This is a genomic window from Lysinibacillus sp. IITD104, from assembly GCF_036698265.2.
Taxonomy (GTDB): Bacteria; Bacillota; Bacilli; order Bacillales_A; family Planococcaceae; genus Lysinibacillus; species Lysinibacillus boronitolerans.
On record NZ_JBAHYH020000001.1, the window covers coordinates 1,921,760 to 1,936,026 of the forward strand.

The following is a 14,267-nucleotide window of genomic DNA, read 5'->3' on the forward strand; positions in this document are numbered from 1 at the left end:
TGGCATGATAGTTCTTAAAAGAAAAAGGAGTATAGGTTATGTCGATAAAATTACAGCAGCTAACACAAAATGTATTATCATCTCAAGGAAAATTAGAGGCAGATTTTATACTGAGAAATGCGCAAATTGCGGATGTTTTTTCGTTAACATGGCAAAAAGCAGATATCGTTGTGAAGAATGGTATGATTGTTGCTCTAGATCGCACTAATAAGTTTCAGGCTAAACAGGAAGAGGATGCGGCAGGAGGCTATGTCATTCCCGGATTAATTGATGGTCATATACATATTGAATCTTCTATGTTGACACCTGGAGAATTTAGTCGCGTTTTACTTCCTCATGGTATTACAACCGTGGTGACAGATCCTCATGAGATCGCCAATGTCGCAGGAGCGGAAGGCATTCAATTTATGCTCGATGATGCACAAAAGGCAGATATGGATATTTTTGTGATGCTGCCATCAAGTGTGCCAGGTACACAGTTTGAAAATGCAGGCGCTACACTAACAGCTAAGGATTTGGCACCATTTCTACAACATGAGCAGGTTCGTGGATTAGCTGAGGTGATGGATTTCCCAGCGGTGTTAAATGGGCAAGAGGAAATGCTTCAGAAAATTTTGTTATCGCAGGAAGTAAATTTAGTCATTGATGGGCATTGTGCAGGCTTACAAAGCGAACAAATTACAGGCTATCGAGCTGCGGGTATTCACACAGATCATGAGTGTGTAACGGCTCAAGAAGCGATTGACCGTGTAGAGCAGGGGATGTATGTACTAATCCGAGAGGGCTCAGCCGCGAAAAACTTACGTGACTTATTGCCAGCTGTCCAGTCACACAATGCTCGTCGCTTTGGATTTTGTACAGATGATAAATATGTGGATGAGTTAATCGATGAGGGCAGCATCAATTATGATATCGCCATGGCAATAGCTGAAGGGATGCAACCATTGCAAGCAATCCAGTTAGCAACGGTAAACACAGCAGAATGCTATCGTTTATTAGATCGAGGTGTACTTGCACCAGGCTATAAGGCAGATTTTGTGTTAATAGAGGATTTGTCGACGATGCAGGCAAAGGCTGTATGGAAAAATGGGCAGAAAGTGGCTGAAAATGGTGAGATGCTGACAAATCGACAAGAGCCAGTTGTGCCTGCTCATATCTATCAATCTGTCCATTTACCGACCATTACAAAGGATAGGCTACAACTAGCATTCACAAAGGGTACAAAGGCGAATGTGATGGAGATTGTGCCAAATCAGCTGATTACAAATCATGTAATAATGGATGTCCCTGTAAAGGAAGGGGTCTTTGTTCCGTCTGTAGAACAAGATCTATTAAAATTAGCCGTAATCGAACGTCATCATCAGTTACACACGACAGGTCTAGGCATTGTCAAAGGCTTTGGCCTACAAAAAGGAGCAGTAGCCACAACAGTAGCTCATGATTCCCATAATGCCCTTGTTGTAGGAACAAATGATGAGGATATGGTCCTGGCGCTTACACGCATTCAGGAAATCCAAGGGGGCTTTGTGATCGTTGCGGATGGCCAAATTCTAGCGGAGATGCCATTAACCATTGGTGGCTTGATGACAGATGTACCAGCTCAACAGGCAAAGGAGCAGCTAGCAGGCTTGCACAGTGCATTAAAGACGCTTAATCCAACATTAGATTTCCATTTTTTATTAACGTTTTCTTTTGTGGCATTACCAGTTATTCCTACTTTAAAGCTAACAGATACAGGATTATTTGATGTGACAACCTTCCAGCATATCTCAGTAGAAGCATAGACGGTAGAACGACCTAATTGCGGTAAGCGATTAGGTCGTTTATTATCATTCTGTATACCGTAATTAGGTAAATCTTTTTACGTCGTGGAAATATATTTTCCAAGAGGCTACTTCTGCTCCTTCATCGAGCAATATGCAGCCATGCGATTTATCATGATGGGGACGAGGATAATGTTAGAAAATTGTCGGTACCATACCACCATCCATACGAATCGGTGATCCTTTAAATGCAGATGCAAATGGACTACATACAAATGTAGTTATTCTCCCTATTTCGATTGGTTTGATAAATCTTTGGATTTCTGATTGAGGTAGGTTTGTCATCATAAATTCTCTCTCTTTCTCAGAAAAACTCATGTCTTGGTTAGGAAACATACCATCAATTATTTGATACACATTCTCAGAGAGTGTTGGTCCTGGCATGATTGTATTAATTGTAACCTCTTTTCCTATTGTTAATTTAGAGAGGCTTTTTGACAAAGATAATAGCATCGTTTTTGTCATGCAATATTGAGGCATTTGTCCCGAGGGCATAATTGCTTCTTCACTGGCAATAAAAATAATGCGACCAAAATCATTTTCCAACATTTTTGGTAAGTAAAATTTAGATAATCCATTTGCCGCAAGAACATTAGTACGGAAGTATTTTTCCCAAGTATCATCATCAACATCTTCATATGGCATAATTTCATAGATACCCATATTGTTAATTAAAATGTCAATACACGGATATTTTTCAAATAAAGCTTCTCTTTGATGTATATCAGCAATATTGGCTGTAGCATTTTGTGGAAAAGTAGATGGATAAGCTAATTTAATTTCATTTACAGTGCGTTGTACCTCTTCATCATTTCGCCCATTTATTAGTACGTTCACACCTTCTTTGGCTAGTTCGATAGCGATTGCTTTACCTATACCTCTTGTAGATCCGGTCACTAAAGCTGTTTTATTGTTCAATCCTATATCCATATTACATTGCTCCTCTATCTATTTTGATTTTCTGGATGTAAAAATAAAAACGCCAACTTTTTTGAAAGTCTGACTATTGGTCTTGTGTTTCAAAATTTTATATTTATCTAATTTGTTCCTACATGTTTAGAACGCCAATTTGAAGGCGTATCACCTTCCCATAGGTGGAAGGCACGGTAAAATGAGTTTTGATCTTCGTATCCAATCAAGAAGGCGACATCTTTAATATCAAGCGAGGGGTCTGCTAGATACTCGCGGGCCTGATCCTGTCGAACTTGTGTTAACAAAAACTTAAAGCTCGTGCATTCGTTAGTAAGCCTGCGCTGCAAGGTACGGTCGCTCATTCCTAGCTCGCTCGCGACTGTCTGTATGTCAGGGCGTCCTCCTGCTAAGCTACGTTTTATTATCCATTTAACCATCTCAGTGATGGAGCTGCTATGTTGGTGCACATTCAACGATTGATCCAGAAGAGGGGTCAACATTTCCAGCAACTCCAAGTTATATGAGGCAAAGTGACGATCCAGATCCTCGCGGTGTATCGTCAACCGGTTACACTTTGCTCCAATTAGGATACTGCAACCGAAATAATCTTCAAGCGTCTGTACATCGCCCATTTCATGTGAAAATTCAACGAACTTTGCTGCGATCGGTTGACCTGTCCCCCGACGTCCAAGCTCAAGAAGAAATGCAAGTGTGATACCAATAAGCATAGGAGGACCAGGTTGCTCAGTATACGACCATTCTAGTTCGATTGTACATTCCTCACCCTCCTCAGTGATACGCAAGCTTTCAGGCGGACACAGTTGTTTGTACCGTGCCATTCTCTTTAAGGCATCACGATAATCACGTGCATGGTAGGCTACTAGGACAGTAGGGGGGTAATGAGTTGGTTCAAAGCTAGTCGCTAGTTTGATGATTCCTTTAGCAGTGTCGTCAATGATATCGGAATAAGCCTGCCAAATTGAAAAATATTGAGTTATAGAGACGACAGGTTCATTAATGATTGTAATAGGTAGTCGTGCTTTTCAAACCACGTCTTGCGGGGCTATCCCTACTTGACGTAACCCTTCCCAAAATCCCAACGGCATTTTAATGCGATTAGAGGTCTGTAACATCATCAATATGAGGCTCCTTCATCATGTATATTTATTGTTCATATCGTAAATTTTGTCCTGCTTTGTTTGAACGGGACAGTTTATATAGTATCTTTTCAATCACGCCTTGTAACTAGCAAACAGTGACTACTAACTTGCAATGTACGACAAATTTTTAGAAAACAAGAATAGTAGGCATCATTTTACGTCAAATAATTAAATAAATTTAATGCTTGGGTCAATAAAGCAACTATTGCTTCCCTTAACTTTAGCATATCTTTATCACGCGCATTGGCAGTATTCATTTTTCTCTCTTACAAGAGATATTTTGATTTTCCTCAAGATAATTAATACAGAATAGGGGATAGAGGCCACATTTTTAGCCACGCCCAGCCTATCTCAATACAGCCAAAAAAGTGTTTATAGCTTTATACATTTTGCCAAAGGAAGGCAAAACAGCAATCTCCTTTAAAATCACTTTTTTCGATTGATTTTATCGAAATAATCATCTTTATCGAATTGTAAATACATAATAAGATATAGGTATCCGGGAACAATAGTAAAAACTTCAAGGAAGCGGGGATCATCTAAATGTCAATAGCAGTTATTTACGGTGGCAATCGTCCGAATGGGAATGTAGAGACTTTAACAAAATTAGCCACTCAAGGCCTAATGATTGAAGAAATTTATCTAAAGGATTGTGTCATTCAGCCAATAATCGATAAGCGTCATGCTGAGGAGGGGTTCTCAGATGTCAGCGATGATTATAATGCCGTCATTGACCGTATTCTTCCGCATGATATTCTTATTTTTTCTACGCCTATTTATTGGTATAGTATGACAGGAGCGATGAAGAACTTTATAGATCGATGGTCACAAACCTTAAGAGACCCGAATTATCCTGATTTTAAAGCCTCAATGTCTTCTAAAAAAGCGTATGTTATTGCAGTTGGTGGAGATGAGCCTTATATAAAGGGGTTACCAATGATTCAGCAATTTCAACATATTTTTGATTTTGTTGGGATAACCTTTGAGGGGTATATTCTAGGAGAAGGAAACAAGCCAGGCGATATTATTCAAGATCTCAAAGCGTTGTCTGCAGCTGACCATCTTAGAAAAGAATTGCAATAGGTGCTGGTATAGAAAAGAACGAGCCAACTATCAGACGATCTTATTGGCTGTTAGATTATTTACTATTTTTATAGCAGTATACACAGAAACGTATTTGGATGAAAGAAGTCTCCAAATTCGTTTCTTTTTATATGATAAAAGGATTAAATGCCAGTCACTACATTTGGCAGCCCTTTCTTTCTTTCAGTTACAAACTAGTGTATATTGGATTTTATTATCGAAAAGGATGAATGTTTAAAAATAAACTATCGAAGAAATAGATAAAGGGGTTCAAGTGATGGATATTAAGCAGCTTCAAACGTTTTTTACAGCAGCTGAAACATTAAGCTTTACACAGACAGCCCAGCTTCTTGACTACGCTCAATCGAGTATTACAGCTCAAATCAAAACTTTAGAACAAGAGTTGGGTGTTCAACTTTTTGAGCGGCTTGGCAAGCGCATTATTCTCACGGAAGAGGGCAAGCGTCTACAGCATTATGCAAAAAAAATGCTTGAGCTAGACCGTGAAATGAAAAAAGCTATATCCAACGAGCAGGAGCAAGTCCTATTGAAGATAGGGGCACAGGAAAGTCAGTGTGTCTATCGATTGCCCAGCATTTTACAGCAATTTCAACAGGTTCACCCCCATGTGAAAATCATTTTTAAGCCAGTGCATACAACGGACATTGCTAAAAAGCTATTACAGGCAGGGGATCTAGATGTTGCCTTTATTACAGATACGTACCAGGAAACATCGATGTTACAGCGACAGCGATTGATTGAAGAGCAGCTTATTTTTGTCAGTGCACCTATCGAAAGAAGGGAGCCGCTATCCGCTCAACAACTAGCGCATGAAACGATACTGTTAACTGAAACAGGGTGCTCTTATCGTAATCATTTAGAAGCATTGCTTCAGCTAGAAGGGGTTAGGCCTTTACAAATGATTGAATTTGCCAGTATTGAAGCGATCAAACAATGTGTAATTGCAGGTCTAGGTATGACGTTTTTACCTAAAATGGTCGTAGAAAAAGAACTGACATTGGGACATGTAACAGAGATACCGTCCACATTAAAGCTAGCTCCTATTTATACAGATATTGCTTGGCATAAAGATAAGCATTTGCAACCGTGCCTCCTCGATTTTATTGCTATTGCCAAGCAGAAGTATCAAACGCTGGGGAATTAAAAAAAAGGAGCCTGAATGAATCAGACTCTGTTAAAATTATTGCTGCTTGAGGGTACCCGAAAAATTGGTGCCTTCATTACGTTCAGCACGACAATCAATCTCGGACACCTTTAGGGCATTATTGGCTAAACGTTCAAATTCAACGACACAGCGATTGCCGTTTGAGGACTTATTCATTAAGGCTTTTGAGCTGCTTGTTATCGTGGCTGTTCCATTGACGTTACCTGAAGCTGTCCCATCATTTGCTGTTAAAGCAATAGAGAAGCTGTTACTTGTAGCGTTAGAAATGACGGCATCGCGGCGGTTAAAATCGTTTGCACCTTTACCCCATTTGTAATAATACGTATAGACACCTTCCCAAGCACTTTTACCAGGTGTTGCTTGTTGCAAAGATTTATCGAGCTGACTTTGGGCATTTTTAGCTCTTGTCATTAATGAAACATTGTTGGCATTCTCGTGTATGGCTTGTGCATCCGCTGAAATTTCATAATAATTTCGCTCGTCCATACGATAAAGCATCGTGACAACTTGCGCACGGGTCATGTTGTTTGTCACGCCATAAAACTTTTGTAAATTACGATCTTCATACTGTGGATTTAGCCCAGAAGAAATATAGGTATCAAGTAAAAACTGAATAGATTGATCTAATCCCTTCTTACCGCTAGCTAAATGAGCAATAGCCTGTGCCACTACACCGCGCTTCACAGTAGCCGCTCGAATTCGGTTGTCGAAATAGCCATTTAAAGGCACCCCGTAGCTTGCGAGCTGGTTATAGAATTCATCCGACCAGTTTGCCGAAAGCGTTTGCTTTTTTAATTCGTCGATGGGCGTTTCGAGCTCATAAAAATTGGCTAATAGTTTTGCTAATTGCTGTTCAGTAATAGTAGCATTCGGTTTAAATGTACCGTCTGTAAAGCCATTAACAATATCATATTCTTCTGCCCATAAAATAGCTTCATAGGCATAATGATCCTCTGATACATCTCGAAAGCCAGCAGCTTGTACATTGCCTGCACTAGCGATAATCAGAATAGAAAATAATAATGTACCGATTAATTTTTTCATTCGTCGTCTTCATCCTTTCTTGCTCGCTTTAGTAATAGTTTGCAGGAAATGGATAAAAACTGCAAATTTTTCTAGTGAAAAAAATAATCGCTGCCCTTTGTCGGGAAGCGATTATTTTAAACGTCATTATTGGGCTGTGTAGCCACCATCTACTGTTAATGTGTTCCCTGTCATAAACGTTGAATCGTCACAAGCCATAAATAAAACAGCTTTTGCCATTTCCTCTGGTTGTCCTAGTCGTTGCATAGGTGTGATCTGACGTAATGGTTCCTTACTTTCTTCTGGGATAATCGGTGTATCAATAAAGCCTGGACATAGGGCATTAACACGAATACCTCGCGTAGCAAATTCCAATGCTAATGAACGTGTTAAATTAATCACACCCCCTTTTGCTGCATTATAAGCAGCTGATCCTGGCGAGCCAACCCAACCATACATCGAAGCTGTATTAACGATTGTACCACCATTCGCTTTTAGCATTTCTTTGATGGCAGCCTGCGCCATTAAAAATACACCATCTAAGTCTACATTTACAGTTTGACGCCATTCCGCATAAGGAAGCTCCTCAGTTGGCGTAACACGACCAATTCCTGCATTATTAAAAAGGACATCGACTTTGCCAAATGCCTCAATCGTTGTTTGATAAATAGCAGCTACTTCCTGTTCATCCGTTACGTTTGCTTTGATGAACATGGCTTCTGCGCCTGTTGCCTGTAGTTCGGCTGCAAATGCTTGGCCTTTTTCCTCGTTTAGGTCCACAAGCACCACTTTTGCTCCCTCTGCTACAAATAATTGAGCGGTTGCAGCACCGATACCAGAAGCACCACCTGTAATAATTGCGACTTTATCTTGTAATTTCCCCATACATGACACTCCCTTAAACAATCATTTTTCTTGCACACTGTGTAAATCACGGTGTACTTTTATTGTAAAACGCCTGAAAACGGAAACAATCATTAATGTCGTAGTAAATATCTAACTAGTAGACATATGTCCCTGAAATGTCTAAAAGGGGGAAGTAAAATTGCCAAAATGGACACAAAGACAAGAAAGAACCCGCCGTCATTTTTTTGAGGCGTTTGTCGATTTAATGAAACAACATGGTTTTCAAGCCATTACAGTGAAGGATATTGTAGAACGAGCCGGCTATAACCGAAGTACCTTTTATGTGCATTTTCGAGATAAATTTGAGCTGGCAGAGAATTTACTAGAACAGATGCTGAATGGTCTGGAAGTAGCAGTAGGTGAACCCTACCTATATGGGGAAAAGGTATATACGACAAAATTGAAGGCACCATCCTTTAATATTATTCATTACATTTATAAGCATCGTTTGTTTTTCGAGCTGCTGAATGTGGAAGACACGATTCCTGGGTTACATACTCGTATGCCCTTAACGATTACAAAAATTTATCAAGAGCAATTTAAATTTGAGACGATCAATCAGCAGCCTGTCAATATGAACATGTTCAAGCATTATACTTCCTACGGCTTTTATGGATTGATGATGCAATGGATTGCAAGCGGTTATGAAAAATCAGAAGAAGCTTTAATCAAGGATATTATTGAATTAACGAAAACACATATTTATGCCTTTGAATTTATAGGAAAACCGTTAGAAAAAGAAGAATGAACGTTTATTCACATAAATCTATGTATTAAAAAATCTCTAATGTTAGCATTGGGGATTTTTTGTTTGGGCCAAACTAATTTTTACATAAGAAAAAAATTTTTTAAAAGAAATTTTCATAAAGTAGTTGAATTTTCTTTTCATTAAGCATATATTTTTCCTAAGGGAAACAAAATATCTGTGGAGAAAGAAGAGTGTATGAATGAAAGATTTAGGTGATTTCAAGCTGACGATTCTTCCAATGGTCATTTTAATTATTTTAGCAATCGTATGGAAACTGACCGATTCAGTAGGCGCAGGGATGATGTTAATACTTTTCTGGATGAGCTGGCGCCAGCTTATCAGGAAAATGAATATAAATTAAGGCATTGTATGAAAAAAAGCTGTGAGATTAGCGTTCAAAACCATTAGAGGGCGGGCATGACAAACAATATACGGCTTGTCCGCCGATTGGTTACGTTGTTGTTTAGCACTTTTTTCAAACAATTGCTTAAAAATGAGAAAGTCGAGGTAGGAAAATGAAACAATGGTTAGGCGTGATGGTATTATCACTCTCATTTCTATTATTTGGCTGTTCAGCAGAAACAGAGGGTGAAAAAGAAGGCATTGTGGTCGCAACCACTGGACAAATTGCAGATGCGATTAAAGTAATCAGTGGCGATCATTTACAGGTATCGGCATTGATGGGTCCAGGCGTAGATCCCCATCTCTACAAGGCGACTCAAAGTGATTTATCGAAATTGGATAAAGCAGAAGTCATTTTTTATAATGGCTTACATTTAGAAGGACAAATGCTCGATATTTTTGAACAAATGGCGAAGGATAAAACGGTCCTGGCAGTGGGCGAGACATTAGATGAAAAGCAACTGCTTGCCAGTGATACGGATGCCATGCTCCATGATCCGCATATTTGGTTTGATATTGAGCTTTGGCAAGGTGTTGTCAAGGCAATCAGTACGCAGCTTCAGGAAGAATACCCTGAATTTAAAGCAGATTTTCAAACAAATGAAGCAGTGTACTTGAAAAAGCTAGATGATTTACAAAGCTACGCAGAAAAGCGTGTGAATGAAATACCACAGCAACAAAGAATATTAGTAACGGCTCATGATGCATTCAATTACTTTGGCAGAAGTCAGGGATTTGAAGTACGTGGCTTACAAGGACTAAGTACGGATTCAGAGTATGGTGTGAAAGATGTTCAAGAGATGGTTGATTTCTTAGTAGAAAATAAGATTAAGGCTCTTTTTATAGAATCCAGTGTGTCCGATAAGGCGATGAAAGCTGTCATTGAAGGGGCTAAGGAAAAAGGCCACGACATTGTCATCGGTGGGGAATTATTCTCCGATGCTATGGGAGCTGAAGGAACAACAGAAGGTACGTATATAGGTATGTATCAACATAACATCGACACGATCGTCGATGCATTAAAGTAGGTGAAGAAAATGTATGCATTAACAGTGGAAAATCTATCAGTGGCGTATGATAAAAAAACAGTATTGGAAAATGCCTGTGTAACAGTGCCTACAGGTCATCTAGCTGCCATTATTGGCCCAAATGGTGCAGGGAAATCCACATTCTTAAAGGCCATTTTAAATCAGCTTCCCAATAAAGTAGGAAAGGTAGAAATTTTAGGGAAGATGTTTGAGCCAAAGAGTTTGGTCGTAGGCTATGTGCCACAGCGTAATGCGGTGGATTGGGATTTCCCAACAAATGCGTTGGATGTGGTGCTCATGGGGCGTTATGGCCATACAGGCTTATTTAAAAGACCGTCTAAGCAGGATAAAATTGTTGCTCGACAAGCTTTAGCAAGTGTTGGCATGCAGGATTTTGCAGAGCGTTCCATCGGGCAGCTTTCAGGAGGCCAGCAACAGCGTGTATTCCTGGCTAGAGCCCTTGCACAAAATGCAGATATATATTTTTTAGATGAACCATTTGCAGGAGTAGATGCTGCGACAGAAAAAACGATTATTGATATCTTAAAGGATTTAAAGGCACAGGGGAAAAGTATTTTTGTTGTGCATCACGATCTTCAAACTGTCAAAGAATACTTTGACTATACGATTCTATTAAACAAAACGATTTTAGCATCAGGCGCAACAGAAGATGTTTTTACACCAGAGCAATTACAAAAAACATATGGTGGTAAACTTTTCATGATGCAGCATGTGTAAGGAGGGACATAATGTTAAGCGGTAACTTATTGTGGGTACTGAGCGGAACGATGTTACTTGGGATTGCAGCAGGCATCACAGGCACGTTCTCCTTCTTACAAAAACAGAGTCTAGTAGGGGATGCTGCTGCGCATGCAGCATTACCAGGCATTGCCCTTGCGTTCCTGCTAACAGGTCAAAAGGAATTGCCAATTTTAATGCTAGGAGCGGGCATTACATCTGCATTATCTGTGTATTGTATTCAATGGATTGTGTCATTTTCAAAAATGAAGGCTGACGCTGCCATTGGATTAGTCCTCACCGTATTTTTTGGTGTTGGTGTTGTATTTTTAACAGTGGTTAACCGTAGCCCACTGGGGAATCAGAGTGGTCTGAATAATTTTATTTTCGGTAAAGCAGCGACGATGACCAAGGCAGATTTAATGTGGCTCTTTATTAGTGCAACCATCATTATTATGGTCAGTCTCTTGCTTTATAAGGAATGGAAGCTACTGATCTTTGATCCTGTTTATGCAAAAGGGATTGGCTTACCAATAGAGGCTTTAAAGGCAACATTAACGGTTTTAATTGTCATGACAATTGTTACAGGTATACAAGCTGTTGGCGTTATTTTAATGTCAGCGCTATTAATTATTCCTGCTGCCAGTGCCAAGCTATGGACAAAAAAATTGAGCACAATGCTCATTTTAAGTGCCGCGATTGGAGGTATCGCTGGCATAACAGGAACCTTTATTAGTGCGATTCGAACAGGGTTATCGACGGGTCCTATAATTGTCTTAGTGGCAGCAGGTATATTCTTTCTATCGTATTTTATAAGTCCAGCTGGTCAAATTAGTAAATATCGTAGGAAAATGCAATTTCGAAAGCAGGGTGATGTAGGATGATCGAATTTTGGGTTGTATTCACGGGACTGTTAGTTGGGATAACTTGTGGAATTGCAGGGGTCTTCCTCATCTTGCGTAGAATGTCTATGATTGCAGATGCGATCAGTCATACAGTGCTCTTTGGTATCGTGATGGCATACCTTATTACCCAAACATTGAATGGCTTTTGGATGTTGGTAGGTGCCGCCTTTGCAGGGATTTTAACAGCCTATCTTGTGCAATTATTACATTCTTCTGGTATTCAAGAAGACGCAGCGATAGGCGTAGTATTTACATCTCTGTTCGCAGCAGGTGTTCTCCTCATCACCTTATTTGCAGGCAATGTGCACTTAGATGTTGAGCATGTTTTAATGGGAGAAATTGCTTTTGTTCCTTGGGATAAATGGACATTGCTTGGGCTGGCAATGCCTAAGGCTGTATGGATGCTTTTGCTCGTCCTCGTCATTAATATTGCGTTCCTACTCCTATTCTTTAAAGAAATGAAGCTTGCGACGTTTGATCCTGTGTATGCAGCAACCATTGGGATTCCCGTTGTCTTTCTTCATTATGGCTTTATGACATCGATTTCGTTTACAACAGTGGCAGCTTTTGATAGTGTAGGGGCCATTTTAGTGGTTGCCATGTTGATTGGGCCAGCTGCAACCTCCTACTTAATCAGCAAGACGATTAAGCAAATGTTCGTCTATAGTATGCTCTTTGGAGCTGCTGCTTCCGTCATTGGCTATTATTTAGCGAAATTGTGGGATACCTCTATAGCAGGTATGATGGCAACAACAGTCGGCTTCATTTTTATCGTGACGTTCATCTGTCAAAAAATCGTTGAGCGTAGGAAAAAAGTACTTGTTCATAAACTAGAAACTTCTTAATGAAAAACGTCGTTTGATACGCCCATCAAACGATGTTTTTTCTTTTGAGGACAAGTTCAAACTTTTGAATGAGTACTACTTCTAGGAAAAATAGTATACTCGTTAAGATAAACTAGAAAGAGAAAGAATAGTAGCATCTAGCAAATTTTTCTATATTTTTATGTACGAATATTTAAAATTTTGTTACGATAAATTTTATGATAGCAACAAGGAGAACAGCATGTGGAGAAATCGAAACGTATGGATTATTTTATTAGGTGAATTTGTCGTAGGTCTCGGCTTATGGGCTGGCATTATTGGCAATTTAGCCTTTATGCAAGAGGTAGTACCTTCTGACTTTCACAAATCATTAATTATTTCTTGTGGTATTTTAGCAGGCTTAGTTGTTGGTCCAATGGCAGGACGTATCATTGACCAATCGAAGAAAAAAACGGTTGTCCAGATGGCGAGTATCGGACGCATCATCAGTGTTTTATTTATGTTTATCGCACTTTATACTAATTCGGTCATTTGGATGATTCTATTTTTAATCACGCTGCAAATAGCAGCAGCATTTTATATGCCTGCCTTGCAATCTATTATTCCCATGATTGCGAAGGAACAGGATTTAATTACATTAAATGCTTGGCAAATGAATGCGAGAACCATTTCAAGGATCATCGGTACAGCCGCTGCTGGATTTATGCTCAGTTTTTTTGAGTTAAAATGGTTATATATTATTTCATTTATTGTCTATTTAGGCATGTTTGTCATTACTAGTTTATTGCAATTGGATGAAGCATCTACTGAAACGATGACAAACAAAGAAAAAGGGAATTTTAAAGAAGTGTTACCGATGATCAAAGAGCATCCAGTCGTCTTGATGACGCTTGTCTTAATGTTAATTCCTACATTATTTTTAGGCTCTTTTAATTTAGTGATTATGAAAATATCTGAAATTCATCAATCTACCACAATTTCAGGATTATTGTATACGGTGGAAGGTATCGGATTTATGCTTGGTGCAGCTGGTTTAAAAATGATTGCTGACCGTGTACAAATGGGTACACTGCTTTTTTCATTAGCCTTTATTATCGGCTCAATGGAGCTACTATTATTACTGGCAGATATTCCATTTTTCGCTTTAGTGGCATTTGGCGTTTTTGGCTTTTCAGTTGGCTGTTTTTTCCCAACGACAATGGTAATCTTCCAAAAGCAAGTACCAAAACAGTTCCATGGACGCTTTTTCTCATTCCGCAACATGATTGATTCGGTCGTCTTTCAAATCGTGCTTTTATCGACAGGCATGATGCTAGATTTAATTGGTTTAAGTGGTATGGGACTTGTATTCGGAATCATAAGCTTAAGTTTAACCACGTCTTTCTTATTTTACGCGAAGAAAAAGAAAGTCGTTATGCATGCACATTAATAGCATGTCCTTTATGTATTACACCAATTGGGGCATACGGTAGAGGTCTAAAAAGGTGGTAACAAAAGAAAGGAACTGTCTAGATGGAGACGGTTCCTTC

The 14,267-nt window shown here is 39.3% G+C and carries 14 protein-coding genes; 10 read left to right on the top strand and 4 right to left on the bottom strand.

Annotation, left to right across the window (positions count from 1 at the left end; translation table 11 throughout):
* Positions 1-38: 38 nt before the first annotated feature.
* Entirely contained in the window at positions 39-1,784 is a 1,746-nt protein-coding gene (gene ade / locus V1L66_RS09630) for an adenine deaminase (RefSeq protein WP_333003937.1), read from the top strand.
* A gap of 174 nt (positions 1,785-1,958) precedes the next feature.
* On the opposite strand, the gene V1L66_RS09635 is transcribed toward ade, so the two are convergent.
* Together V1L66_RS09635 and V1L66_RS09640 are read right to left on the bottom strand one after the other, a co-directional pair.
* Positions 1,959-2,753: an SDR family NAD(P)-dependent oxidoreductase gene (locus tag V1L66_RS09635; protein WP_016991670.1), complete on the bottom strand. Its 795-nt coding sequence runs from the start codon at positions 2,751-2,753 to the stop codon at positions 1,959-1,961.
* Positions 2,754-2,860: 107 nt separating this feature from the next.
* Positions 2,861-3,763, bottom strand: a complete 903-nt coding sequence (locus tag V1L66_RS09640) for an AraC family transcriptional regulator (protein WP_238542651.1) — start codon at positions 3,761-3,763, stop codon at positions 2,861-2,863.
* 675 nt (positions 3,764-4,438) lie between these two features.
* Here V1L66_RS09640 and V1L66_RS09645 point away from each other — a divergent pair.
* Together V1L66_RS09645 and V1L66_RS09650 are read left to right on the top strand one after the other, a co-directional pair.
* Positions 4,439-4,978: a flavodoxin family protein gene (locus V1L66_RS09645; protein ID WP_333003936.1), complete on the top strand. Its 540-nt coding sequence runs from the start codon at positions 4,439-4,441 to the stop codon at positions 4,976-4,978.
* 277 nt (positions 4,979-5,255) lie between these two features.
* Positions 5,256-6,143 (top strand): LysR family transcriptional regulator, encoded by an 888-nt coding sequence (locus V1L66_RS09650; RefSeq protein WP_333003934.1) that lies wholly within the window; start codon positions 5,256-5,258, stop codon positions 6,141-6,143.
* A 36-nt stretch (positions 6,144-6,179) separates the two neighbouring features.
* On the opposite strand, the gene V1L66_RS09655 is transcribed toward V1L66_RS09650, so the two are convergent.
* Entirely contained in the window at positions 6,180-7,208 is a 1,029-nt protein-coding gene (locus V1L66_RS09655) for an S-layer homology domain-containing protein (RefSeq protein WP_333003933.1), read from the bottom strand.
* A 126-nt stretch (positions 7,209-7,334) separates the two neighbouring features.
* The gene (locus tag V1L66_RS09660) at positions 7,335-8,072 is read right to left on the bottom strand and encodes an SDR family NAD(P)-dependent oxidoreductase (protein ID WP_016991666.1); all 738 of its coding nucleotides are present in this window, start codon (positions 8,070-8,072) and stop codon (positions 7,335-7,337) included.
* Positions 8,073-8,232: 160 nt separating this feature from the next.
* Here V1L66_RS09660 and V1L66_RS09665 point away from each other — a divergent pair, with 160 nt between their 5' ends.
* The 7 genes from V1L66_RS09665 (at position 8,233) to V1L66_RS09695 (ending at position 14,167) form a co-directional block, all read left to right on the top strand.
* Positions 8,233-8,841: a TetR/AcrR family transcriptional regulator gene (locus V1L66_RS09665; RefSeq protein ID WP_016991665.1), complete on the top strand. Its 609-nt coding sequence runs from the start codon at positions 8,233-8,235 to the stop codon at positions 8,839-8,841.
* Between the two features lie 199 nt (positions 8,842-9,040).
* Entirely contained in the window at positions 9,041-9,202 is a 162-nt protein-coding gene (locus V1L66_RS09670; protein ID WP_167334366.1) for a hypothetical protein, read from the top strand.
* A 154-nt stretch (positions 9,203-9,356) separates the two neighbouring features.
* Positions 9,357-10,271 (top strand): metal ABC transporter solute-binding protein, Zn/Mn family, encoded by a 915-nt coding sequence (locus V1L66_RS09675; RefSeq protein ID WP_258860471.1) that lies wholly within the window; start codon positions 9,357-9,359, stop codon positions 10,269-10,271.
* A 9-nt stretch (positions 10,272-10,280) separates the two neighbouring features.
* The gene (locus V1L66_RS09680) at positions 10,281-11,009 is read left to right on the top strand and encodes a metal ABC transporter ATP-binding protein (protein WP_205444051.1); all 729 of its coding nucleotides are present in this window, start codon (positions 10,281-10,283) and stop codon (positions 11,007-11,009) included.
* An 11-nt stretch (positions 11,010-11,020) separates the two neighbouring features.
* Complete coding sequence (locus V1L66_RS09685) at positions 11,021-11,893, top strand: metal ABC transporter permease (protein ID WP_312124703.1); 873 nt, start codon at positions 11,021-11,023, stop codon at positions 11,891-11,893.
* The gene (locus V1L66_RS09690) at positions 11,890-12,759 is read left to right on the top strand and encodes a metal ABC transporter permease (protein WP_333003924.1); all 870 of its coding nucleotides are present in this window, start codon (positions 11,890-11,892) and stop codon (positions 12,757-12,759) included. The genes V1L66_RS09685 and V1L66_RS09690 overlap by 4 nt, the downstream gene beginning before the upstream one ends.
* Before the next feature lie 220 nt (positions 12,760-12,979).
* Positions 12,980-14,167, top strand: a complete 1,188-nt coding sequence (locus V1L66_RS09695; protein WP_333003923.1) for an MFS transporter — start codon at positions 12,980-12,982, stop codon at positions 14,165-14,167.
* Positions 14,168-14,267 lie beyond the last annotated feature (100 nt).

Excerpts from the sequence above, each read along its gene's own strand:
- V1L66_RS09680 (WP_205444051.1), top strand. The coding sequence starts at position 10,281 with ATGTATGCATTAACAGTGGAAAATCTATCAGTGGCGTATGATAAAAAA.
- V1L66_RS09695 (WP_333003923.1), top strand. The coding sequence starts at position 12,980 with ATGTGGAGAAATCGAAACGTATGGATTATTTTATTAGGTGAATTTGTC.
- V1L66_RS09670 (WP_167334366.1), top strand. The coding sequence starts at position 9,041 with ATGAAAGATTTAGGTGATTTCAAGCTGACGATTCTTCCAATGGTCATT.
- V1L66_RS09650 (WP_333003934.1), top strand. The coding sequence starts at position 5,256 with ATGGATATTAAGCAGCTTCAAACGTTTTTTACAGCAGCTGAAACATTA.
- ade (WP_333003937.1), top strand. The coding sequence starts at position 39 with ATGTCGATAAAATTACAGCAGCTAACACAAAATGTATTATCATCTCAA.
- V1L66_RS09635 (WP_016991670.1), bottom strand. The coding sequence starts at position 2,753 with ATGGATATAGGATTGAACAATAAAACAGCTTTAGTGACCGGATCTACA.
- V1L66_RS09645 (WP_333003936.1), top strand. The coding sequence starts at position 4,439 with ATGTCAATAGCAGTTATTTACGGTGGCAATCGTCCGAATGGGAATGTA.
- V1L66_RS09655 (WP_333003933.1), bottom strand. The coding sequence starts at position 7,208 with ATGAAAAAATTAATCGGTACATTATTATTTTCTATTCTGATTATCGCT.
- V1L66_RS09685 (WP_312124703.1), top strand. The coding sequence starts at position 11,021 with ATGTTAAGCGGTAACTTATTGTGGGTACTGAGCGGAACGATGTTACTT.
- V1L66_RS09690 (WP_333003924.1), top strand. The coding sequence starts at position 11,890 with ATGATCGAATTTTGGGTTGTATTCACGGGACTGTTAGTTGGGATAACT.
- V1L66_RS09660 (WP_016991666.1), bottom strand. The coding sequence starts at position 8,072 with ATGGGGAAATTACAAGATAAAGTCGCAATTATTACAGGTGGTGCTTCT.
- V1L66_RS09675 (WP_258860471.1), top strand. The coding sequence starts at position 9,357 with ATGAAACAATGGTTAGGCGTGATGGTATTATCACTCTCATTTCTATTA.